Origin of the sequence: Halorubrum sp. Ib24, assembly GCF_002252745.1 — an archaeon.
Taxonomy (GTDB): Archaea; Halobacteriota; Halobacteria; order Halobacteriales; family Haloferacaceae; genus Halorubrum.
This window is the reverse complement of the sequence record NZ_NHOX01000016.1, coordinates 40,858-62,371: the sequence shown is the minus strand read 5'-3', so window position 1 is coordinate 62,371 and position 21,514 is coordinate 40,858. Positions and strand designations below refer to the sequence as shown.

The window sequence follows — 21,514 nt, the reverse complement described above, 5'->3', positions numbered from 1 at the left end:
TTCCGCTTCCCGCAACCCCTTTTCGCCCTCGGTCTAACCGGGTCGTATGACAGCGCTACCGGACCGCGTCGTCGGCGACGCGCGCACGAGCGACTTCGGCTGGGACCTCCTCACGGACCTGACTGACATCGGGAACCGGATGGCGGGGTCGGTCGGCGAGCGGCGCGGCGCGGAGCGGGTCGTCGCCGCCTTCGAGGACGCCGGGCTCCGGAACGCCGGGCTCGACGAGTTCGAGATCCCCGGCTGGTGGCGGGGCGACTCCGCGATCGAGCTCTCGGGTCCCGTCGAGCGCCGACACGAGCGCTCTCACGAGGTCATCGCGCTCCCCGGGACGCCGGCCGGCGAGGCGAACGCCCCCCTCGTCGACGTCGGGGACGGGACCGACGAGGAGTTCGCGGCGGCTCTCGACGCCCTCGACGGCGCGGTCGCGATGGCCTCCTCGCGGACGCCGGAGACGCACGACCGGTGGATCCACCGGATGGAGAAGTACGTCACCGCCGCCGAGCGCGGCGCGGTCGGCTTCGTCTTCCGAAACCACGTCGAGGGGGCGCTCCCGCCCACCGGCGAGGTCGGCTACCACAACCGACCGGGGCCGATCCCCGCGGTCGGCGTTTCGAAGGAGGTGGGCGAGCGGCTGGCGCGCCTCGCCGCCGAGGCCGGCGACGGCGGCGGCGACGTCCCCGACGCGCCCGAGGTGTCGATCGAAGTCGACTGCCGGAACGAGCCGACGACCTCGGTCAACGCCGTCGCCGACGTCGGGCCCGACACCGACGAGGCGGTGTTCCTCACCGCCCACGTCGACGCCCACGACGTGAGCGACGGCGCGAACGACAACGGCGCGGGGTCGGCGCTCGTCGCCGAGGTCGGCCGCCTGCTCGCGTCCGTCGAGAGCGACCTCGACCCCCGCGTTCGCGTCGTCACGTTCGGCGCGGAGGAGATCGGCCTGTGGGGCGCGTACCACGCGGCCGAGACGACGCCGCGCGACGAGATCGCCTGCGTGGTCAACCTCGACGGCGCCTGTAACTCCCGGAACCTCCGCGTCGGAACGAACGGCTTCGACGGGATGGGAGCGGTGTTCGGGTCGGTGGCCGAGGCGTTCGACGCCCCCATCACGACCGGCGAGACGGTCTCGCCGCACGGCGATCAGTGGGCGTTCGTGCAGGAGGGGATCCCGGCGGTGATGGCGTCGACGACGTCGGAGCGGTCGGGACGGGGGTGGGGCCACACCCACGCCGACACGCTCGACAAGCTCGACCCGCGCGACCTCCGAGAGGTGGCGACGCTGGTCGCCGAAGCGACGTACCGCTTCGCCACGGACGGCGGCGGCGCGGCCGGCGGCGACGAGGTCGCGCACCGGTCTCGGGCGGCGATCCGGGAGTCGATCGCCGACGGCTACGTCACGGAGCTGAAGACCGGCGGTCGCTGGCCGTACGACGAGTGACGCTCGCGGCCCCGCGAGCGACCGCGGCCGCTATCGCTCTACTCCTCTTCGTCCGCGTCGCAGACCCCGAGCGGGAGCGACTCCGGCGGCTCCGCGTCGCCGTCGAGCCCCTCGTAGGCGTCGTCGATCAGGCGGGCGAGCTGGGCCTCGGGCGTCACGCCGCGGGCGGCCGCGAGCGCCGCGAGCCGCTCGTACTGCTCGACAGGAACGGACACCGAACCCTCTGTCATACCCGTCGCTGAACGCCGTAGCTACAAAAGCGTTGTTCGGACGCCGATCTGGTCACTCGTCTTCCGGCGATTCCCCCGCCGTCGACCGCTCGCTCCGGTCCGACTCGGTCTGCCCCTCGAACCGGTTGAAGAGGGCGTTCATCACCGTCGACTCCGCCCGTGAGAGGTGCTCCCACACCGTCGTGGATCCGAGTCCGAGCTCGTCGCCGACGTCCTCGACGCCCACGCCGCTCCCGTGGTCGTAGTAGCCGACCGCGATGGCCGTCGAGAGCACCTCCCGCTGTCTCGGGGTGAGCCCGTCGAGGATGCCCGAGGCCGGCAGTCCCGGCGGTCGCTCGATCGACCCCATCTCGACGTTGCGCGCGAGCTCGACGTCGTTGTCGCCGCGTTCCAGCTCGCGGATCATCGCGGCGAGGTCGTCGTCCGCCTCGATGTACACCGTCCAGCGCTCGATTCCGGCGGTGATTGTCGTCCCCGTTCGGTAGTGGATCCCCATCTCCGAGAGCCGGCCTCTGATACCCTCCCAGCCCTCGCTGTCGACCACGACCGCGACGTACGCGTGGTTGCCGGTGACCGGCGACAGCGGCTCCGCCTCGACGACGGCGTCGGCCGCGCGGAACTCGTCGATGAACGACTCGATATCCTCTGTCGGCCCGCGGAGCTCCACGATCCGCTTCCGCTCGGTCCCCCGGCCGGTCATCGACGAGACGGACCGCATCGTCACCTCCGGGTGGCGAGTGCTCACCTCGGACTCCGGCCCGCCGCGGTGGCGGATCAGGAGCGTCACTTCGCGCATACCACTGTGTGGGCGCCGACGTTCAAACGGTTTCCGGGACGGTCTCGCGGGTGTGTCGGCGCCCGCGGGGGCGGTCTCGCGGGTGTGTCGGCGCCCGCGGGGGCGGTCTCGCCCGCGGCTGCCACGGGCTTATGAGCGCGCGTCGCCAACCACCGATCGAATGCCCGACGACCCCGCCGAGGACGGGCGAGCGGCCGAGTCGTCGATCGACGCGAACGGCGAGGTAACGGAGTCGGTCGACGACTCACTGGACGCGACGGACGCCGTCGACGACGAGGTGCAGCGTCGCCTCCGAGAGGCGTATCTCAACGACGAGGAGAGCGTCCTCGTCGTGACCGCGGTGCGGTCGACGGATCGCCGCGTCGTGGTCGAGCTCCGACCGCCTCACGGGGGGGCGACCCACGTCGAACGCTTCTCGGCGCCTCGGGACGGGTCGCTCGCCGAGTCCGAGGCGTTCCTCTCCTTCCTCGACGCCGCTGGCGTCTCGCAGCTGGACGTCGACGAGGTGGTCGGGACGCGGGTCCCCGCGACGTACGACCCGGACGGGGGCTGGCGCCTCGACGAGGCGTACGTCGGGGGGCGCGGCGGGACCGAGAGCGACGCCGCCGAAGCGGGTCGGCTCTCGGAGCGGTGGAACCGGGCCGCCGAGTGGCTCTGGACCTACCGCTACTGGCTGGTCGCGGTCCTCCTCGTCGGCGGCGAGCTCCTGTTCGTGGCCGTGATCGTCCTCCTGTTCGCCTGACCGGGTCGCTACCCGCTGGGCGGGAACGGGGACGAACGCGGCCACTGGCCGCTCGAAAACGACTACTGGATGTGTCCTTCGCGCCGCAGCTGGTCCGCCTCGTCGTCCTCGTATCGCCACTCGACGTTCGCCTTCTCGTCCTGCCAAGACCACGGCTCCGCGAGCACGACGTCGCCCTCGCTGATCCACGTCCGGTACTTCATGCGGCCGGGGATCCGGCCCAGTCGCGTCTCGCCGTCGACGCACCGCAGGCGGACGTGGTTCCCGCCGAGGTGCTCGGTCACTACGGCGAACACTTCGTCGTCCGAGGGCATTCGGAGGTTCCGACGCCCGGATTCTTCGCTCATACAGTCCGTAGTGCGTTCGTCGGTATAAGTGATGGGAGACGCGTGTGTGCGTTCGCCGTGCGAATCGCTAGCACGAGTCGAGGTGGAGGGACTCCCGGCGGTGGCGGCGCCGTCGTCCCCGCCGATCACTCGCCGCCGCCCGGTTCGGCGCCGAACGCCGCGTCGACCTGCGCGAACGTCTCCGCCTCCGCGCCCGAGTTGTCGACGGTCACGTGGGCCGTCTCGATCCGATCGAAGACATCCTTGAAATGGAGGTAGACGTCGAAGTCGGCGTCGCTGATCCCGTCGCGGCGCTCGATCCGACGCTCGACGACCGACTCGTCGCACTCGACCTCCACGAGGTCGAACGATTCGGCCACTCGTTCGCCCATCTCCCGGACATCGGCGCGGAAGCGGGCGTCGGCGAACGTGGCGTCGAGCACGACGGCGTCGCCGTCGGCGGCGCGCTCGCGGGCCCGGTCGATCAGCTCCGCGTACACCGCCTCGGTCTCCGCGTCGGAGTAGTCCGGGTCCCCGAACAGCTCCTTCCGGATCACGTCCGTGCGGAGGATCTCGCCGTCGACGTGAGCGGCGATCCGCTCGGCGACCGTCGTCTTGCCGACGCCCGGAAGCCCGCAGACGACCGCGAGGGCGCCGGCCTCGGCGTCGCCCGTCTCATCGCCGCCCCGGCCGGCAAACGCGCCGGCGGTGTCCCCGCCGTCGACCGAGTCACGGTTCGACATCGACACCTCCGCTCGGTCCGGCGAGTTGTCGCGCTCCGTCGCTCATCCACCAGTACGGTCCGGCGAGAGGTAAAAGAAAGTTCTCTTCGACGGCGGGAGGCTCGTCGCGGTGCCGATTCGACGGCGATTCGGCCGGCGGAGACGCCCGCCCCGGGACGCGAGCGAAGCGTTCAAACCCCGCGGCGACGAGGCTTTCCATGTCTCTCATACGAGTCGCCTCGTCCTCGACCAGAACGAGGAGACACTCGCACCGGCCGTCGTGGTCGCGACGGTCGCGTTGATCGCGGTGTTCGTCCTCGGATTCCTGTTTCAGATCGTCGGGTTCGTGATCTGATCCGGTCGGCTCGTCCCGGCCCTGCCCTTTTGGGTCCGTCCCGCTTCGGTCCGGCCCCTTTTTGAACGCCCACCGGGAGTTGCTGATTATGAGCCGCGAACTCCTCGCCGAGCTCCTCGACGGAAACGACGACCACGTCGAGTCCGCCGCCGCCGGCGAGCTCGCCGCCCGACGCGACGGGCAGCGACCGCCCGTCGTCTCCGTCTGCTGTTCCGACTCGCGCGTCTCACAGGAGGGGATGTGGTCGGTCGATCGACCGGGGTTCCTCTTCACCGCGGGCAACATCGGAAACCGCGTGAGCGACGTCGTCGACGGCGAGCGCGTGCTCTCGGGGAGCGTCGCCTACCCGCTCGCTCACACGGACACGGACGTGCTCGCGGTCGTCGGCCACACCGGGTGCGGCGCGGTCGGCGCCGCCCTCGCGGCGGTCCGCGACGGCGCCGTCCCCGAGGAGCCGGGCGTCCGGGCGGACGTGGCGGAGCTCGTTCCGATCGTCGAGGCGGGGATCGCCGAGGTCGGCAGAGACCCGGCGGCCGCGGACGACCGGGCCGGCACGCCGCGAGCTCCGCCAACCGGCCTCGTCGAGTACAATTCCACGAGCAGGTTCGCGGCCGCCCGTGGAGACCGAAGCCGCCGCCGACGTCGACGTGTACGGCTTCGCGTACGACTTCCACCGGGCGTACGGCGACCGCGACGGCGCCGTCTACCTCGTGAACGCGAACGGCGAGCGCGACCCCGACGCCCTCCGAGAGCTCGTGGGCGCGGACCACGCCGACAACGTCACCACACTGCTGTAGCCCGCCCGTGACTCGCCCGTGACTCGAACCGTCCGCCCCGTCGTCGCCATGGCTCGAACCGTCCGCCCCGTCGTCCGCGACATCGTCGCCCGCCGCATCCGACAGCCGTATGCCCGCGACGCCCGAACGTGTCGGCAATGGACCGCCGCGTTTTGTTCGCGACGCTGATTCTCTTGGCCGGCGGCGCGACCGGCGTCGGCGTCGCGCTGTTCGCGTTCGTCGGGATCGACGACGGTGCGGTCGACGCCGAGGTCGTGTGGGAGACCGAGCCCGTCGGCGGCGACGACGGGAGCGGCGCCGTCGTCGCCACGATGGACGGCGACCCGATCGTCGTCCAGTCGACGACCGCAGACGGGGAGCGAGTCGTCCGCGCGACCGCGGTCGGCGGCGTCGTCGCGTGGCGGACGCCGCTCTCCGCGATGGCGACGGGGGACGCCGCCGGCGGGGACGACGACTCCGGTGAGGACGACGACTCCGGCGGCGGCGCAGGCTCGGGGACCGGCGGCGGCCCGCCCGGCATCAGCGGCCTCGTCTCCGACACGCTCGGCGGCGACTCGGTCGTCGCGTTCACGACGGAGTCGGGCTCGCTCGTCGTCCTCGACGCGACGGACGGCTCGACCCGGTTCGCCGTCGACGTCGGCGGCTCGGGCGCGACCCGGCCCGCGGTCGGCGACGTCGACGCCGACGGCGACGCCGAGGTCGCCGCGGCCGCGACCGACGGCGCCGTCGTGACCGTCGACGCCGACGGCGACCCCGTCTTCGAGACGACGGTCGACGGGGGGATCGACCGCCGCCCGCTGATCGCCGACTTCGAGACAGAGGACGGCGGCGAGGCGCCCCGAGGCGTCGCCGTCGCGACGGTCGGAGACGACGGGGCGACGATCCGCCTGCTCGACGCGAGCGGCGACGAGCGCTGGACCGCGACGCCGGCCGTCACGCCGCTGACGTGGACCGCGGTCGACGCGCCGGACGGGCCGGTGCTCGCGCTCGGCGGAACGAGCGGGAACCTCCAGACGGTCGACCTCGCCGACGGCTCCGGGCGGTTCGAGGTCGGGCTCCAAGACCTCCCCGTCACGGTCGGTGACGCCGGCCCCGGCCGGATCTACGTCGGCGGCGCCGGCAGCGTCTGGGCGGTCGACCTCCGCGACGGCGAGGTTGCCTGGAAACAGCAGTACGGCGGCGAGACCCGGGTGAACGCCCCCGGCGTCGCCGACGTCCGCGGAACCGGCGAGCCCGGGCCGGTCGCGGTGAACCGCGGGGGAGAGGTGCTCGTGTTGAACGCCAACGGCGAGGCGATCGCGCAGGGCGACGTGGGCGGGGCCGTGGTGTACGCGGGACCGCTGTTCGCCGACGCGACCGGCGACGGGACCGACGAGGTGCTCGTCGTCACCGATGACGGGCGCGTCGTGGCGCTCGACGACTGAGCGGCCGTTCGCCCTCCGACTTCGACTGGGAGCTCGCCGCGAGAGTTTATAACCGTCAGCGGCGAGAGAACCGCACGACTCCGCGGGAACGTTGACGATTGTTCACCGGAAACGCGGTGTGTCGACGGAGCGACCGCTCGCGGTTCCTCGGAGGCGTCGAAAAGCGGAAAGCCGGGCTTCGTGCGCCGTTAGTGCGATTCGTCCTCGTACACCCACGCGGCGGTGTCGAGGCCGTAGTCGACGAGCTCGTCCTCGTCGAAGAACAGGTCGATCTCGCGCTCGTTCGCGCCCTCGTCCTCGTGGTCCGACGCGTGGATCACGTTGTGGCCGAGGTCGAGCCCGAAGTCGCCGCGGATCGTGCCCGGGGCGGACTCGGCGGGATCGGTCTCGCCGACCATCGCGCGGACCTGTCGGGTCGCGTCGGCTCCCTCCCACACCATCGCGAAGACGGGGCCGGAGGTGATGAACTCGACGAGACCGTCGAAGAACGGCTTGTCCTCGTGCTCGCCGTAGTGCTCGCGGGCGAGCGCCTCGTCGATGCGCATGAACTTGCCGCCGACGAGCTTCAGGCCGCGCTCCTCGAAGCGGGAGACGATCTCGCCGATGAGACCGCGCTGGACGCCGTCGGGCTTCACCATCACGAAGGTGCGCTCGTCGTGGTGGCTCATCTACTCGCCACCGTGGTCGCGCCCTTCCTCGGTCCACTCGAGGTCGCGCGCCTCGCGGCCGAGGAAGTAGTTCTTCTCCGCCTTCGAGTCGACGAAGTGGAGGATCTGTCCGTCCTTCTTGACGTACATCGTGCCCGTGCCGGGCTCGATCTCCTCGCCGGTGTAGTCGCAGGTGCGTGTCTCGACCATTGGTTATCGGCCTCCGATGGAGTCGGCGTCGCGCTGGGTCTCCCGGAGCTGGAGCACGTCGCCCATGCGGACGGGGCCCAGGACGTTCCGGGTGATGATCCGGCCCTGGTTCGATCCCTCCTGGATGCGGCATTTGACCTGCATGGCCTCGCCGTGCATCCCGGTCTTGCCGACGACCTCGATCACCTCGGCGGTGGTCGAGTCGTCGATACCCTCTTCTGCGCTCATGGGTGGTTATCGGAGCTCCGCGACCTTCTCGGCGATGTCCTCGACGTCGTCGTCGGCGTCGCCGGCGTCCACGACGGCGGCGGCGGCCGATCCGACCTCGAGGCCCGCGGCGTGACCGACGTCGTCCTGGGTGTCGACGAAGACGACCGGGATCCCCTTCTCGTCGGCGAGCTCGGGGAGGTGCATGACGATCTCCTCGGGGGAGACGTCCTCCGCGACGATGACGAGGTCGGCGTTGCCGCGCTCGACGGCCTTGGTGGTCTCGTTGGTTCCTTTCTTCACGGTGCCTGTGTCTCGAGCGACCTCGAGCGCCTCGAGCGATCGCTCGGCGAGGTCGGCTGGGGTTTCGTAGTCTACGTAAACGGGCATATGTTGTTCACCTATCCTCCGTGCGGGCTCGCGTGTCCGTCCCGTGGTCGGTCCCTAACGGAACGGCACATCATCAACCCCACAGAGGCTGTGACCCGACGTAGTCCGGACGTCCATAAAAGCGCTTTCAATGTCCCTCGCGTGTGCGAGCGGGAGTCACGGGGCGGGAATCGGCTCCCCGGAGTCAGGAGTCGGCCGTGCCGAACCCGAGGCGCCGCCCGCGCCGGACTCCGCGTTTTTTAAGCGTCGCTCGCCCCTCCCGTCTGACATCGCATGGTCCGTCTCGTTCACTACTCCGACATCGAGAACGTCTTCGACGCCCCCGAGCGGGCGGCTCGCCTCGCCGGCCGGATCCGGGCGCTCTCGGGCCCCGACGCCGCGGTCGTCGCCACCGGCGACACGACCGCGCCGGGCGTCCTGTCGCTGGTCGCGAGCGGGCGGCAAGTCCTCGACTTCTACCGGGCCACGGGCACTCAGCTCGACACGTTCGGCAACCACGAGTTCGACTACGGCCCGGACGCGCTCCGCGGGCTCGTCGCCGACGCGCCGGCGACGTTCGTCTCCGCGAACGTCCGCGACGAGGCGGGCGAGCCGTTCGGCCGCGACGAGGGCGTCGTCCCGTGGGCGGTCCGCGAGGTCGACGGAGCCGCGGTCGGGTTCGTCGGCGTCACCGACCCCGCCACCGACTCGCTGAACCCGATGGCCGCCGAGCTCTCATTCGACGACCCGGTCGCCGCCGCGCGCGACGCCCTCGCCGAGATGCGGGCCGCGGTCGCCGAGGGGGCGAGCGGGACCGACGCCGACGCGCTCGATCACGCCGTGGTCCTCTCCCATCTCGGCGCGGGCGACGACGACCTCGCGCGGGCGCTGGACGTGGACGCGATCCTCGGCGGCCACGTCCACAGCCGCCGGAACGACGTCGTCGCCGGTACCCGGATCGTCCGCCCCGGCGTCAACGGCGAGACGGTGGCCGAGGTGGAGTTCGGCGGACGCGCTCCGAGCGACGCGATGGCCGACGGGTCGGGCGACGCCGCGGCGAACGACGCCGGAACTCCCGTCCCGACCGCGACGGTCCACGAGCCCGACGGCGCCGATCCGGCGCCGGGCCTCGAAGACGCCCTCGCGGAGCGGATGGCCGCGGCCGACCTCTCGGAGGCCTTCGACGTCGTCGACCGGCCGATTGAGCGCACGGGCGAGGTGGTCCACGGCGGCGAGTGCCGCGTCGGCAACATCGTCGCCGACGCGTTCCGCTGGGCCCACGACGCCGACGTGGGGCTCTCGAACGCCGGCGGGCTCCGGCAGGGCGACCCGTGGGCGGGCGAGGTGACGAAGGCCGACCTCATCAGCCTGATCCCGTTCGAGGAGCCCGTGGCGCTCGCCTCGGTCACCGGCGCGGAGCTGCACGACGTGTTCCGCGAGATGGCCGCGCCCGACGTCGATTTCGGCGAGGACGACTGGTGGCACGGACACGTCTCGAACGCCGAGGTCGTCTGGGACGACGACGCCGAGCTCGTCCTGGAGGCGACCGTCGGCGGCGAGCCGATCGACCCGGAGCGTCGCTACACCGTCGCCGTCTCGGAGTACCTGCTCCACTCCGAACACGAGTTCCCGACGCTCGGGCAGCGACACCGGATCGACGAGGCCGACATCCAGTACGAGGTGCTCGCCGCCTACGCCCGCGAGCACGGGATCGACCCCGAGATCGAGGGCCGCATCGAGATTCGGAACCGCGCGGCCGCCGGGGACGAGGACTGAGCGGCCGACGGCGACTGGGCGGTCGGCGGCGCGAGCGCCGAACCCCTGAGAGGGTTTAACATGGTTTGAGACGTGTGTACACACACCACATGAACGCGCTTGACGAGGTGCTCGAGAAGTACGCGACGAGCCAGAGCCTGATGGATCACATCAGGTACACCGCCGAGTCGCTGAGTTTGGAGTTCGAGAAGTGGGGCGAACAGTACGTGAGCGGTCCCAGTCTCTACATCCTCATCGTCGCGGAGGTGAACTTCGCCGACTACACGGACCCCCTCGGCGACAACGAGTGGCCGGTCGACCGCTGCCGCGTCGTCACCGAGTCGCGCGACGTGTTCACGAAGGTCGCCCGGGACGTGGCGTTCAGCCGAGACGGCGCCGTCATCGTGACCGGCGACGGCACCATTCAGCAACAGATGGTGCGCGTCCGGAACCCCTACCGGGGCGAGGTCGAGGACGTCGAGGACCTCGAGTTCCCCGACTGGATGGGGACCAAACACATGAGCGCCCTGGAGACGTCGCTCCGCGACGACGTCCTCTGGGGAGTCACGCTCAGCGAGGAGGACGGGCGCGTCACCACGTTTCTGAACGGCACGTACCAGGACTATCCCCGCGACGAGATCGGGGGGCGATGGCGACCCGAGACGTAGGCGGACGCCCCGACGAGCGACGACCGCGTCGTGCGACGACCGGGACGTTTCGGCGGGACTGAGCGCGTCCGTCGCCGTTCCGCCTAATCGAGGTCGATCGCGACGTCGGACTGGATCCCCGCTGCCTTCACCGTGTTGTGAAGGAGCATCGCCCGCGTCATCGGCCCGACGCCGCCGGGGACCGGCGTGATCGCGCCCGCGACCTCCGTCGCCGACTCGTAGTCCACGTCGCCGACGAGCTCGTACCCCTTCTCCGTCTCCGCCTCGACCCGATTTATCCCGACGTCGATCACGGTCGCACCGGGCTTGAGCATCGAGCCGTCGACGAACTCGGGCATCCCGGCGGCCGCGATCACGATGTCGGCGGCCGCGAGCTTCCCCTCCAGGCCCTCGGTCCGGGAGTGACAGACCGTCGTGGTCGCGTTCCCGACCGGGCTCTTCTGGATCAGGAGGTTCGCCATCGGCTTCCCGACGATGTCCGACCGGCCGACGACGACCGCGTCCGCGCCCTCGGTCTCCACGTCGTACGCCGCGAGGAGCTTCTGGACGCCGTGTGGCGTACAGGGTTTAAACCGGGCGTCGCCGGCGACGAGCCGCCCGACGTTCTCCGGGTGGAAGCCGTCCACGTCCTTCTCGGGGGCGATCCGCCGGAGGACGCTCCGCTTGTCGACGTGGTCCGGGACGGGTAGCTGGACCAGGATGCCGTGGACGTCGTCGCGGTCGTTGAGGTCGTCGATGGTCTCGTACAGCTCGTCGGCGGGCGCGTCGGCGTCGATCTCGACGTGGACGCTCTCGATGCCCACCTCCTCGCAGTCGCGCTGTTTCATCGAGACGTACGTCTCGCTCGCGGGGTCGTCGCTCATCAGAACGGTGGCGAGCCCGGGCGTCACGCCGGCGTCCGCCAGCGTCTCGACGTGCGCGGCCACGTCGGCGCGCACGTCGGCCGCGACGGACTCCCCGTCGATGATCGTCGTCGCGTCCGGGTCGTCGTCGCCGGGTGCGTCGCCGCCCGCGCCGTTCGCGCTCTCGGTCATGTTCAGATCGAGAGCGAGGCGGTACAAAAGTGACGCGGGATCGTGCCGATCTCGGTGTTCTCTCGGGGCATATTATACACAAAGATGGATCGATTGGGCTGACGCTACTCCGGGAACAGCTCTTCCTCGCGCTCGACCGCGTCGATCGCGGCGACCTCATCGGGAGCGAGGTCGAGGTCGGCGGCCGCGAGGTTCGCGCGCAGGTGGGCCTCGCTCGACGCCTTCGGGATCGCGGCGACCGGCTCCTTCGCGGTCGCCCACGCGATCGCGACCGCCTCGGGCGCGGCGTCGTGCGCCGCCGCGACCGAACGGACGGCGTCGACCTCGCGCACCCGACCGCCGGTCAGCGGCGAGTAGGCGACCACGTCGTAGCCGCGTTCGCGGGCGTGCGAGAGGAGTTCCGGCCGGTAGAACAGCGGGTGGAGCTCGGTCTGGTGGGCCGCCAGCGGCGCGTCGAGGACGTCGAGAGCGCGGTCCAACTGGGCCGGCTCGAAGTTCGAGACGCCGACGTTCCGCACGAGCCCCTCGTCGACCAGCCGATCGAGCGCGGGCAGCGTCGCCTCGGGATCGTAGGCTCCTCGGGGTCGGTGGACGTACAGCAGGTCGATCGCCTCGACGCCGAGCCGGTCGGCGCTCTCGCGGGCGGCCGGGCCGACCTCGTCGGGGGCGAGATCGTCGATCCACAGCTTCGTGGCGACGGTCACCTCGTCTCGGGCGACCTCGCTCGCGGCGAGTCCCTCGCCGACGGCCGCCTCGTTGTCGTAGATCCGCGCGGTGTCGAGGTGGCGGTAGCCGACCGAGAGCGCCGTCGCAACCGCGTCCGGGTCGTCGATCCCCATCGTACCGAGACCGACGGGCGGGAGGTCCATGACGCTGCGAGGGCCGACCGAGTCAAAAAGCGTCCGGCTTCTCGCGCTCGACGACCGGAGCCAGTTCGGGCCAGGAGCGACCGGCACCGGTTCGGGTCGGGAGCGATCGGCGCCGATTCGGGTCGGGAGCGACCGACGCCGACCCGGCGCGGCTCCGTGTTATAAGTGCCTCGCCGGCGCAGTGAACGGTATCCCTCCATGCGAACGGTCCCACTGCGTCCCCGCCCAGCGGCGGTGCCTCCGACCTCTCGCCGCGAACGGAGCTCCCGAACCGACGGCGCTCGCCCTCTCGACCGACGGTCGACGCGGTGCGGTCGATGAGCCGCTCGCGCACGTGGTCGTTCGCCACGGCCCGCGGGTCCGTCCGCGTCGCTCCCGGCGAGCTCCGGATCCGCCGCGGCGTGGCTCGAAGCGTCGCTGCGGCCGGAAGCGCCCTCGTCTCCGGGCGCCTCCCGTCGGCCCTCCGCGACGGCGGTTGGAGCGGGATCGCGGCTCTCGCGGCGATCGTTCCCGCGGCGGCCGAGTGGCTCCTCGCGGGCGGCGGGACCGCGCAGACGGCGATCGGCCTGCTCGGTCTGCTCACCGCGGTCGGCGGCGTCGCCGCGTCGGTGGCCCGCGAACGGACGACGACCGTTTCTTACCGAGACGTCGAACACGTCGCCTTCGACGACGGCGAACTCGCTATCGTCCACCGGAGCGAGGACGGCGACGGCGAGCGCGAGACCGAGACGGTCCGACCCCGCGACGACGCGGAGCGGGCCGACGCCGCGGTCGCGCTCCGCCTCCGCGGAGTCGACCTCCGGGGCGTCGAAGACGACGAGGCGGTCTCTCGGACCGTCGTCGACGCGCCGAAGAGCGAGCTCCTCGCGTGACGCCTCCGCCGTCCGGTCGGTCCTACCGAGACACCGCGAACGACACGTCGCGGTCGGCGACCGCGTACCCCTGCGCCGCGACCGCGTCGGCGTAGTACGCGTCCGCGACCAGCGCCTGCGGAACGCTGCGGAGCCCGAACCGCCGCCGGGAGAGCAGCTCGACGTCGACAACCGTCTCGCCCGGGGCCCCGTCGGCCGCGTCCCGGATCGAGACCGCGTACGCGCCCCACGGCGCCCCGTCGAGGGTCCCCTCGATCCGGACGCGCGCGACCGGAGCGACGCCGTCGTCGCTCGCGGGGTCAGCGGGGTCCGCGTCGGTCGCATTCCCGTCCGGGTGCGCCTCCGTCTCCGTCGCTATCTCCAGCGAGTAGGTCCGGAGCCCGACGAGCGACGAGTGCTCTTACGCCCCGCCCGCCCCGTCCGAGGTCGGGCGAACCTCGTCGGCGACGGCCCACTGGAACGCGAGGACCGGCGGCGTCGCCGACGCGAACGCCTCGGTCACCGCTTCCGGGGACGCGTCGGTCAGGAGCCTCGTCGTCCCGCGCCGACGCAGGAACGGAGCCCGAACCGCGACGAGGAGAACCGCGCCCACCGCCAGCGCGGGAAGCAGATCGGCGAGCGCGAACGCGGCGAGGAACGCCCCGGCGACCGACAGGGCGACGAGCCAGCTGACGGCGCGCTCGGCGCGGCGGTACCGCTTCGCGATCGGCCGGACGGCCGAGCGGCGGGCGTCGGCGTCCGGACTCGTGGAGGGCGAGGACACGGGCGGCATCTCGGTCGCGGTCTGAATAGTGGTTGCGGTCCGAGGAACGAACCCCCTCGACCGCGTCACGGGTGGGTACTCTCGACCGCGCCGCGGGCGGCTAAAACCGATCGCTCGCGGCCGCGTCCACCGGCGACCGCCCGCAGATGCTCACCAGGTCGTGGAGGTCGTCGATCTCGTACGTCGGCTGGCAGGAGAGCTCCGCGGAGCGGCGGTGCGGACGCCGGACGAACGCGGAGTCGATGCCGGCGTTGTCGGCGGCGCGCACGTCCGACTCGTTGTCGCCGACGAACAGCGCCGTCTCGGCGCCCAGGTCCTCCAGAGCGCGTTCGAGGTAGTACGGCGAGGGCTTCTTCCGCGAGAGGCTGGCGATCGACGGCTCGCGCCCGTACGCGACCTCGAACCGCCCGGCGAGACCGAAGTGGTCGAGGACGGCGTCGACGGTCGCCTGCCGGTTCGAGGAGACCACGCCGAGCGGGGCGTCGAGGTAGCGGAGCGCGTCGACGTCCTCGTACGGCGTCTTCCGCCCCGCTCGGACCGCGTCGATCTGGGCGTTCGAGGCCGTCTCGTCGCGGACGCGCCAGAACTCCGCCGGCTCCATCCCGTAGCGCTCGCAGATGTCGGTGAGCGTCGCGGGGTCGACGCCGACGGCGACGTCGTCGACGTGGGCCAGGTCGGGATCCTCGACGCCGAGGCTCACGAACGCGTCCCAGGCGGCCTCACGGAGCGTGTTGAACGGGGTCCGTCCGACGAGCACCCCGTCCTTATCGAGGACGACGGCGTCGTACACGGCTCACCCTCGGAGGGTAGCCGTCAAAAAGCTTTCACCGGTTCCGGTCGCCGTGGACCGCCGATATTTTCCCTCGCCGTTCGAGCGGAAATGAATGCGAATTGACACCACCGAGGCGGGAGCGATCTCACCGTCGAACACGCCTCCCGCACTTTCAATACCCGGCGCGACGAATCCCCGACTTGCACATGAATATCGTTGATATCGCGGTGCCGGAATACGTCGAGGTCGACGTCGACACGCGACTCGCCAAGGTCCGGTCCATCTTCGAGCGCGAGAACCCGAAGGGGATCGTCGTCACCGACGACGGCGAGTACGCCGGCGTGGTCGGCGAGAAGCAGCTCATGCGCTCGCGCATGGAGGACGACACGAAGGTGTCGGCCGTCATGAAGCCCGCGCCCTCCGTCGACCGCCACGAGGACGGGCGGGAGACGGCCCGCCTCCTCGTCGAGGGGGACGTGAAGATCGCGCCCGTCTACGAGGGGGAGAAGCTCTACGGGATCGTCACGGTCGACCAGATCCTCGAGGCCGTCCTCGACAGCCTCGACGCGATCACCGTCGCGCAGGTCGCCACCGAGGACGTCATCGGGATCAACGAGAAGGACAGCGTCGGCCGCGCGATCAACCGCCTCCGCGAGAACGGGATCTCCCGGCTCCCCGCCCTCGACGAGGACGGCCAACTGGTCGGCGTCGTCACCACCAACGACATCGTCGAGTTCGTCGTCCGCGACCAGGAGCGACAGGGCAGCGGCGACCGCGCCGGCGACATCGACCGCATGCTCGACATCCCCGTCTACGACATCATGTCGAGCCCCGTCGTCACCGCGACCGCCGACGAGACCGCCCAGGCGGTCGTCGAGCGGATGTTCGACAACAGGGTCTCCGGGCTCGTCGTCACGCCGGACGGCGCCGACACGGTCGCCGGGATGGTGACGAAGACTGACGTGCTCCGGGCGCTCACGTTCACCGAGCAGGACTCGATGGACGTGCAGATCACGAACGTCGACCTGCTGGACACGACCACCCGCGGGCACATCGTCGAGTCGATCGAGCAGGTCGCCGACAAGTACGCCGCGATGCACGTCATCCACGCGCACGTCCGGCTCCACGCCCACAAGGAGAAGCTCCGCGGCACGCCCCTGATCCAGTGTCAGATCCGCCTCCGGACCAACGAGGGCCAGGTCGGCGGCTCCGGCGAGGGGTACGGCGCCGAGCACGCCTTCCACGTGGCGCTCGACAAGCTGGAGCGCAACGTCTTGGAGATCAAAGGGGTCAACGCCGACGAGGAGTACCGCGGCCAGCTGCTTCGCAAGCTCGGCCAGCTGTGAGCCGGTAGGCGGTTCGACGGCGTTCGACTGTTCCGGCCGCTTTCCGCGCCTTTTCGGTATTCCCGGCCGGGAACGGGATTCGCGATGTCGGTCTCAACTTGCGATGGCGGTCTCAGCCGTTCCCGGCCCGCGCCCGCCCGAGGAGCGTCGCCGCGAGGAGCGCGACGATCGCGGCGATCGGCCTGAATCCGGGCGCCTCGTCGTCGGAGGTGTCGTCCGGCGCGCCGGGTTCGTCGGCCCCCGTTCCGTCGTCGCCGTCGGACTCGCCCGGGCCGCCGCCACCGGCTGTCCCGTCTCCCCCGTCGGCGTCGTCCGACGGCTCGTCGTCAACGGGCTCTCCCTCGCCGGTCGATTCGCCCGTCTCGTTCGCGGGAGCGCCGGTCTCGTTGGTCAGATCGTCCGTCTCGTTCGCGGGAGCGCCGGTCTCGTTGGTCAGGTCGCTCGTCTCGTTCGTCGGTTCCGTCGCTTCGTTCCCGGAGTCCGCCGTCTCCCCGTCGTCGTCCGGTGCCGCGGCCCCGCCGCCTCCGCTGCTCTCGCCGCCACCGTCCCCGTCGTCCTCGCCGCTCACCACCTCGAAAGCGGTCGTTCGCGAGTCGTCCGCCGTGGAGGCGGTCACCGTGCACGTTCCCGCCGGCGCGCTCGATCCGATCGAGACGGTGAACGACCCCAAGCCGGTATCGTCGACCCCGATCCCGTCGATCGATATCGAGCTCGGGCTCACGGACCCGCCCGGATCGACGGCGACGCTCACGGCGGCGTCGTCGGTGACGCGCCCCTCGTTCAGCACGGCGACGTCGGGGGCGGCGACGGTCGTGTCCGTCTCCGCGTCGGTGACGGTCACGGTCGCGTTCGCGGGGTCGGTCCGCCGGAGCTCAACGGTGCGGTTCTCGCCGGCGAGTCCGCCAACGTTCGTCACGGTCGCCGTCGCGTCGAGCCTCCCGTTTCGCTGTGAGATCGTTCTGATGTGTGTGGTCTCCAACATCGAGCGGGCCGTGAAACAGTGAAATCAAACGCCTTCTGTCGATTCACCAGATCCATCGGGTGGGGTCGATCACTTCGAGACGCATCTGTAGCTCATTCGGAACCCGATTTTGATACCGTTAATCGGAGAATAAATCCTTGAGGCCGACGCTTTCTCCTGTTTGACGAAGCTACCGATAGACGGACGAAATCATTGAAAGCGACAAGAGAACATTGTATTTCGAACAAATATTGTTTATAATTCACATACTCATTTATAATTTTTGAATATTCACACCATCGTGTTCAGATGAGCTGATTCCATGCGAAGCTGAACGATCTGAGCCAGTCGTCGGTTCAAGCGTTGTATGGAGCAATTCGTTTGTCTCGGGATCGACGGCTGCATACAGCCAATATTGTTCATCGTTCAGCCGGATCACAGTCTCATCAACCGCAACGTGATCCGGACACCGCCCAGCTTCGGGCTGTAGCTCGCCCTTGTGAACCCAATTATGGACGATTGAACGAACACATTCGACACTGAATATCTTAAGGATAGAAACGGTTTCGAAAGTGACAGAACAGCGAGATAGAGCTGAATACCGAGCTATATCAACAATCTCGGTGTCGCTTCTCGTTCCACAAAAGCTAATTCGATCTGGTCGATGCTACCGCTGAGGCGTGTGTTTTCCGGTATCAACCACTCAGAAAACACATCGCCCCACTCTTCATCCTTATCTGAACACGATGGTTCACACAGCAGCGGCTCATATTTTGTTAAAGATTGCTTTGTTGAATCCGATGACGGCGCGGGGATCACTGTTTGAGAGTCTGTTTGAGGTTGTAGACTGCGGCGGTCAACACGAGTTTGCGGAACTCGCGGTACCATACGCGAGGGCGGACAGCGGGGCTGAATCGACACTTGATGGCCGAAAAGGCGTCTCGGCCATCCAGCACTGGCCGTATAATTCTTTTTCCAACCGTGCGTTGTGGACGTGATCGTAGGCAGCGAACAGCTGGTGACGCAGCAAGGGCCGACGCTTTCCGATCGGAGGGCGTCCCGGAGAGACTAGTCGTCATAGCCTTTGTCGCGGGCGAGACTGTCGATTTTCTCGGTGTTGCGAAGGGGGACTCGACGGCCAGTTTGTGTGTTGCGAGGCCAGTGTGCCAACCAGTGGATGTCGAGGATGGCACACGAGGTTGTATCGACCAGCGCCGTCGTTTTTTTAGCGTGCGTACGTGGCGATCCGAGCGGTGTTGGTAATGTCTCGATGCCGTTTCCCGCTCGAAGACTGTGGCATCGATGGCTCCATGCGAGCCCGGAGCGCAGATGTTCGCGGACTCCCGAAGAAGGCCACGCCACACCGACTTGGGCACCCTCTTAAACGACCGGTACAGCGTTGAGGGTGCGGGAAATGCCGTCCGAGCCAACTGTAACAGGCCACGAACGCGATCTGTTGCACTCGCCCAATCGACGATCTCACGCTTCGTCGCATCTATGTGAACCCGCAAAAAGTGGAGCATTACGTGCGACCACCCGGGAAATCCGTTGCCAGTCGGATCGCTTACCGCCGTTGGACTGGCGGCACAGCGCTTTTGAGCCGGCGATACGAGTTGCTTAACGAAGCGGAAGAGTAGTTTGGCCACTTCCGACTCGTCCGATTCGCTTCCATCTTCAGAGCGACGCTATCCCATCGACTTCTGCGGATTCAACAGAGCGTTAAAAATTGCTATAGCGGGTATATGTTATTGTAGTCTAAAATTCTCGACTCAATTAATAACAGAGATTGGTTATAATGTAAGTAATTTCTCAGAATCAAATCAAGCAGGATATAACAATTACCCAATGAATAGTTGTGCCTCCTGCACTTGGTACACAAGTGCGTACGAGTATGATCGAAATACGCACCATACGGATTTTGTTCGTGCTGATGGTGGCCGTCAGCCTCATCGTCGGAGCGAGTGGGGCCGCGGTCGCTCAGCAAGGATGTGCAGTGGACAGCGACCAATCGGACGAGCAGAGTATCGCCTGGATGCAGTCTCAGGATCAGGACGGCGAGAACAGTGACCAAGCGCAGATCATCCAAGGAGCGCAGGTTCAAAGCCAAGACCAATGTGGCGAAGACAACGACCAGTCACAGGAACAGACTGGTTCGCTGTCGCAAGAACAGAGCCAGGACGCTGACGACAGTAGTCAGGCACAGAACCAGAATATAGGACAGGACGCCGGTCAGGATCAGGACGGCGAGGAAAACGCGCAGACGCAGAGTCAGGACGCGGATCTGGAGCAGGATCAAGAACAGGCCGGTGAGGACAACGATCAAGACCAGAGCCAGAACGTTGGCCAGTCCGGTGTCCAGAGCCAAGCGGGTGAGGACAACGAACAGTACCAAGAGCAAACGGCCAGTCTGGTCCAAGAAGGATTCCAGGACGCCGAAGAATCTGTCCAAGAGCTTATCCAAAGTGCCATCCAGACCGCCGAACAGGCCCAAGAGGGGCTGAACAACGTGCAGTCGCAGTCCCTGCCGGGCACCATCGAGCAGTACATCTCCGCGGACCAAGAAGGTGAGAACTCCGACCAGTCCGGCTCCCAGACCGCCGAGCAGGACCGAAACCAGGACCAGGACGGCGAGGACAACCTCCAGCAACAGCAACTGACGTCCGATCAGGACGCTGACCTAGACCAGGACGCGGACGACAGCGAACAGTACAGCGGGCAGGACAGCGACCAGGACGCCACCCAGAGCCAGGACGCCGACGATAGCGGGCAGGAACAGACCCAAAACAACGCCCAGAACGCTGACCTGGAGCAGGACGGCGAGGATAACTACCAGCAGAAAATCCAGCACAGCGATCAGGACGCCGATCAGACCCAGGAAGGGGAAGACAACGATCAGGACCAGACCCAGACCAACGGTCAGGACGCTGACTTAGACCAGGACGGCGAGGACAACGAGCAGGACAACGAGCAGGATAACGAGCAGAACGCCGAGCAGCATCAGGCAGGCGAGGACAACGACCAAGAGCAGACCCAGACCAACGACCAGACGGACGAGCTGGACCAAGACGGCGAGGACAATAACCAGGAAAGCGTTCAGGATAACGGCCAGAACGCCTACCAGAACCAGGACGCCGACGATAGCGAGCAGGATCAGGCCCAGTCCAACGCCCAGAGCGCTGACTTGGATCAGGACGGCGAGGACAACGATCAAGAAAGCGACCAAGCCAACGCCCAGAGCGCCGTCCAGAGCCAAGACGGCGAAGGTAACGACCAGGATCAGGCCCAGTCCAACGAGCAGGACGCCAACCTGAATCAGGACGGCGAGGACAACGAGCAGGACAACGAGCAGGACAGCTCTAACGACGGCGACCAGAGTCAAGAAGGCGAAGATAACACGCAGACGCAGGACCAGAACAGCGACCAAGACGTCGAGCAGTACCAGGACGGCGAAGGCAACGCCCAAGAGGGCGACCAGACGAGCGACCAAGACGGCGAACAGGTTCAGGAGGGTGAAGAGAACGATCAGGAGCAGACGCAATCGAACCAGCAGGGGCAGAGCCAGCAGCAGACCGGCGAGGACAGCTCACAGGACGGCGACCAGGAGAGCAACCAGAACGCTGACCAGACTCAGGACGCCGACGACAGCGAGCAGTCCGAGTCGCAAACCAGCACCCAGAGTCAGGGCCAGCAACAGGACGCCGACGACAGCGAGCAGTCCAGTAGCCAAGACAGCGACCAGACTGCTGAACAGGATCAGACCGCCGACGACAGCGAACAGAGTCAGACCGAGTCCAGTTCGCAGATCCAAACCGAGACGCAGTCCGGCGAGGACAACGAGCAGGACCAGACTCAGGACTCGGAGCAGGACCAAGAGCAGGACCAGGCAGGCGAGGACAACACGCAGACTCAGGACAGTTCGAACGCCCAGGCACAGGATCAGCAGCAGTCCGGCGAGGACAACGACCAAGACCAGGCCCAGACCAACGACCAAGATCAAACCCAAGAGCAGGACGCCGAGGACAGCAGCCAGAGCCAGAGCCAGTCGTCCGCACAGAGTCAGGCTCAGGACCAATCCGGTGAGGACAACGATCAGGACCAGACTCAGGAGGTCGACCAGGACCAAGAGCAGGAGCAGGAGGGCGAAGACAACGACCAGAGCCAGTCTCAAACGATCGTCCAGACCCAGGCCCAGAGCCAGAGCTAACCTC

At 68.3% G+C, this 21,514-nt stretch carries 21 protein-coding genes and 2 pseudogenes; 9 read left to right on the top strand and 14 right to left on the bottom strand.

Annotated features, from left to right (window positions below):
* The first annotated feature begins 46 nt into the window (after positions 1 to 46).
* Positions 47 to 1,441 carry a M28 family peptidase gene (locus tag DJ82_RS03615; protein ID WP_094581082.1) on the top strand — a complete coding sequence of 465 codons (1,395 nt, stop codon included), beginning with the start codon at positions 47 to 49 and terminating at the stop codon, positions 1,439 to 1,441.
* Between the two features lie 38 nt (positions 1,442 to 1,479).
* Here the strand turns inward: DJ82_RS03615 and DJ82_RS03610 are convergent, their stop codons facing one another.
* Both DJ82_RS03610 and DJ82_RS03605 read right to left on the bottom strand, forming a co-directional pair.
* On the bottom strand, positions 1,480 to 1,671 hold the full coding sequence (locus DJ82_RS03610) for a hypothetical protein (protein WP_094524836.1): 192 nt from the start codon (positions 1,669 to 1,671) through the stop codon (positions 1,480 to 1,482).
* A gap of 52 nt (positions 1,672 to 1,723) precedes the next feature.
* On the bottom strand, positions 1,724 to 2,467 hold the full coding sequence (locus DJ82_RS03605) for a helix-turn-helix domain-containing protein (protein WP_094524835.1): 744 nt from the start codon (positions 2,465 to 2,467) through the stop codon (positions 1,724 to 1,726).
* Between the two features lie 160 nt (positions 2,468 to 2,627).
* Here DJ82_RS03605 and DJ82_RS03600 point away from each other — a divergent pair, with 160 nt between their 5' ends.
* Positions 2,628 to 3,209: a hypothetical protein gene (locus tag DJ82_RS03600; protein ID WP_094581081.1), complete on the top strand. Its 582-nt coding sequence runs from the start codon at positions 2,628 to 2,630 to the stop codon at positions 3,207 to 3,209.
* A 62-nt stretch (positions 3,210 to 3,271) separates the two neighbouring features.
* Here the strand turns inward: DJ82_RS03600 and eif1A are convergent, their stop codons facing one another.
* On the bottom strand, positions 3,272 to 3,556 hold the full coding sequence (eif1A, locus tag DJ82_RS03595; RefSeq protein WP_094524833.1) for a translation initiation factor eIF-1A: 285 nt from the start codon (positions 3,554 to 3,556) through the stop codon (positions 3,272 to 3,274).
* Positions 3,557 to 3,681: 125 nt separating this feature from the next.
* Positions 3,682 to 4,278: an AAA family ATPase gene (locus tag DJ82_RS03590; RefSeq protein WP_094581080.1), complete on the bottom strand. Its 597-nt coding sequence runs from the start codon at positions 4,276 to 4,278 to the stop codon at positions 3,682 to 3,684.
* A gap of 422 nt (positions 4,279 to 4,700) precedes the next feature.
* Here DJ82_RS03590 and DJ82_RS03580 point away from each other — a divergent pair.
* Together DJ82_RS03580 and DJ82_RS03575 are read left to right on the top strand one after the other, a co-directional pair.
* Positions 4,701 to 5,409, top strand: a pseudogene (locus DJ82_RS03580) (carbonic anhydrase).
* Between the two features lie 137 nt (positions 5,410 to 5,546).
* Positions 5,547 to 6,833: a PQQ-binding-like beta-propeller repeat protein gene (locus DJ82_RS03575; protein ID WP_094581078.1), complete on the top strand. Its 1,287-nt coding sequence runs from the start codon at positions 5,547 to 5,549 to the stop codon at positions 6,831 to 6,833.
* Positions 6,834 to 7,021: 188 nt separating this feature from the next.
* Here the strand turns inward: DJ82_RS03575 and ndk are convergent, their stop codons facing one another.
* The 4 genes from ndk to rpl7ae are packed head-to-tail and all read right to left on the bottom strand — an operon-like array spanning position 7,022 to position 8,287.
* Positions 7,022 to 7,501: a nucleoside-diphosphate kinase gene (gene ndk, locus DJ82_RS03570; protein WP_094524829.1), complete on the bottom strand. Its 480-nt coding sequence runs from the start codon at positions 7,499 to 7,501 to the stop codon at positions 7,022 to 7,024.
* On the bottom strand, positions 7,502 to 7,690 hold the full coding sequence (locus DJ82_RS03565) for a 50S ribosomal protein L24e (protein ID WP_092565766.1): 189 nt from the start codon (positions 7,688 to 7,690) through the stop codon (positions 7,502 to 7,504).
* A gap of 3 nt (positions 7,691 to 7,693) precedes the next feature.
* Positions 7,694 to 7,918 (bottom strand): 30S ribosomal protein S28e, encoded by a 225-nt coding sequence (locus tag DJ82_RS03560; protein WP_094524828.1) that lies wholly within the window; start codon positions 7,916 to 7,918, stop codon positions 7,694 to 7,696.
* Positions 7,919 to 7,924: 6 nt separating this feature from the next.
* Entirely contained in the window at positions 7,925 to 8,287 is a 363-nt protein-coding gene (gene rpl7ae, locus DJ82_RS03555; protein ID WP_094524827.1) for a 50S ribosomal protein L7Ae, read from the bottom strand.
* Positions 8,288 to 8,560: 273 nt separating this feature from the next.
* Here rpl7ae and DJ82_RS03550 point away from each other — a divergent pair, with 273 nt between their 5' ends.
* Together DJ82_RS03550 and DJ82_RS03545 are read left to right on the top strand one after the other, a co-directional pair.
* Positions 8,561 to 10,042 carry a bifunctional UDP-sugar hydrolase/5'-nucleotidase gene (locus DJ82_RS03550; protein ID WP_094581077.1) on the top strand — a complete coding sequence of 494 codons (1,482 nt, stop codon included), beginning with the start codon at positions 8,561 to 8,563 and terminating at the stop codon, positions 10,040 to 10,042.
* 89 nt (positions 10,043 to 10,131) lie between these two features.
* A complete protein-coding gene (locus tag DJ82_RS03545; protein WP_094524825.1) occupies positions 10,132 to 10,689 on the top strand; it encodes a diadenylate cyclase in 558 nt (185 codons plus the stop codon).
* Between the two features lie 83 nt (positions 10,690 to 10,772).
* Here DJ82_RS03545 and DJ82_RS03540 read toward each other — a convergent pair whose 3' ends face one another.
* Together DJ82_RS03540 and DJ82_RS03535 are read right to left on the bottom strand one after the other, a co-directional pair.
* Positions 10,773 to 11,723 (bottom strand): tetrahydrofolate dehydrogenase/cyclohydrolase catalytic domain-containing protein, encoded by a 951-nt coding sequence (locus DJ82_RS03540; RefSeq protein WP_094527932.1) that lies wholly within the window; start codon positions 11,721 to 11,723, stop codon positions 10,773 to 10,775.
* A 104-nt stretch (positions 11,724 to 11,827) separates the two neighbouring features.
* The gene (locus DJ82_RS03535; protein ID WP_094581076.1) at positions 11,828 to 12,592 is read right to left on the bottom strand and encodes an aldo/keto reductase; all 765 of its coding nucleotides are present in this window, start codon (positions 12,590 to 12,592) and stop codon (positions 11,828 to 11,830) included.
* Between the two features lie 317 nt (positions 12,593 to 12,909).
* On the opposite strand from DJ82_RS03535, the gene DJ82_RS03530 reads away from it, so the two are divergent.
* Positions 12,910 to 13,464 carry a hypothetical protein gene (locus DJ82_RS03530; RefSeq protein WP_094524822.1) on the top strand — a complete coding sequence of 185 codons (555 nt, stop codon included), beginning with the start codon at positions 12,910 to 12,912 and terminating at the stop codon, positions 13,462 to 13,464.
* A gap of 400 nt (positions 13,465 to 13,864) precedes the next feature.
* On the opposite strand, the gene DJ82_RS15180 is transcribed toward DJ82_RS03530, so the two are convergent.
* The gene (locus DJ82_RS15180) at positions 13,865 to 14,227 is read right to left on the bottom strand and encodes a hypothetical protein (RefSeq protein ID WP_241881398.1); all 363 of its coding nucleotides are present in this window, start codon (positions 14,225 to 14,227) and stop codon (positions 13,865 to 13,867) included.
* A 100-nt stretch (positions 14,228 to 14,327) separates the two neighbouring features.
* A complete protein-coding gene (locus DJ82_RS03520) occupies positions 14,328 to 15,017 on the bottom strand; it encodes an HAD family hydrolase (protein ID WP_094581075.1) in 690 nt (229 codons plus the stop codon).
* Between the two features lie 188 nt (positions 15,018 to 15,205).
* On the opposite strand from DJ82_RS03520, the gene DJ82_RS03515 reads away from it, so the two are divergent.
* Complete coding sequence (locus DJ82_RS03515; protein ID WP_094581074.1) at positions 15,206 to 16,345, top strand: CBS domain-containing protein; 1,140 nt, start codon at positions 15,206 to 15,208, stop codon at positions 16,343 to 16,345.
* Between the two features lie 112 nt (positions 16,346 to 16,457).
* Here DJ82_RS03515 and DJ82_RS03510 read toward each other — a convergent pair whose 3' ends face one another.
* Positions 16,458 to 17,327 (bottom strand): hypothetical protein, encoded by an 870-nt coding sequence (locus DJ82_RS03510; protein WP_094581073.1) that lies wholly within the window; start codon positions 17,325 to 17,327, stop codon positions 16,458 to 16,460.
* A 325-nt stretch (positions 17,328 to 17,652) separates the two neighbouring features.
* Positions 17,653 to 18,002, bottom strand: a pseudogene (locus DJ82_RS03505) (IS6 family transposase); the annotation flags it as partial.
* Positions 18,003 to 19,197: 1,195 nt separating this feature from the next.
* Between DJ82_RS03505 and DJ82_RS03495 the strand changes: the two are divergent.
* A complete protein-coding gene (locus DJ82_RS03495) occupies positions 19,198 to 21,510 on the top strand; it encodes a hypothetical protein (protein WP_094581072.1) in 2,313 nt (770 codons plus the stop codon).
* Positions 21,511 to 21,514: the final 4 nt, after the last annotated feature.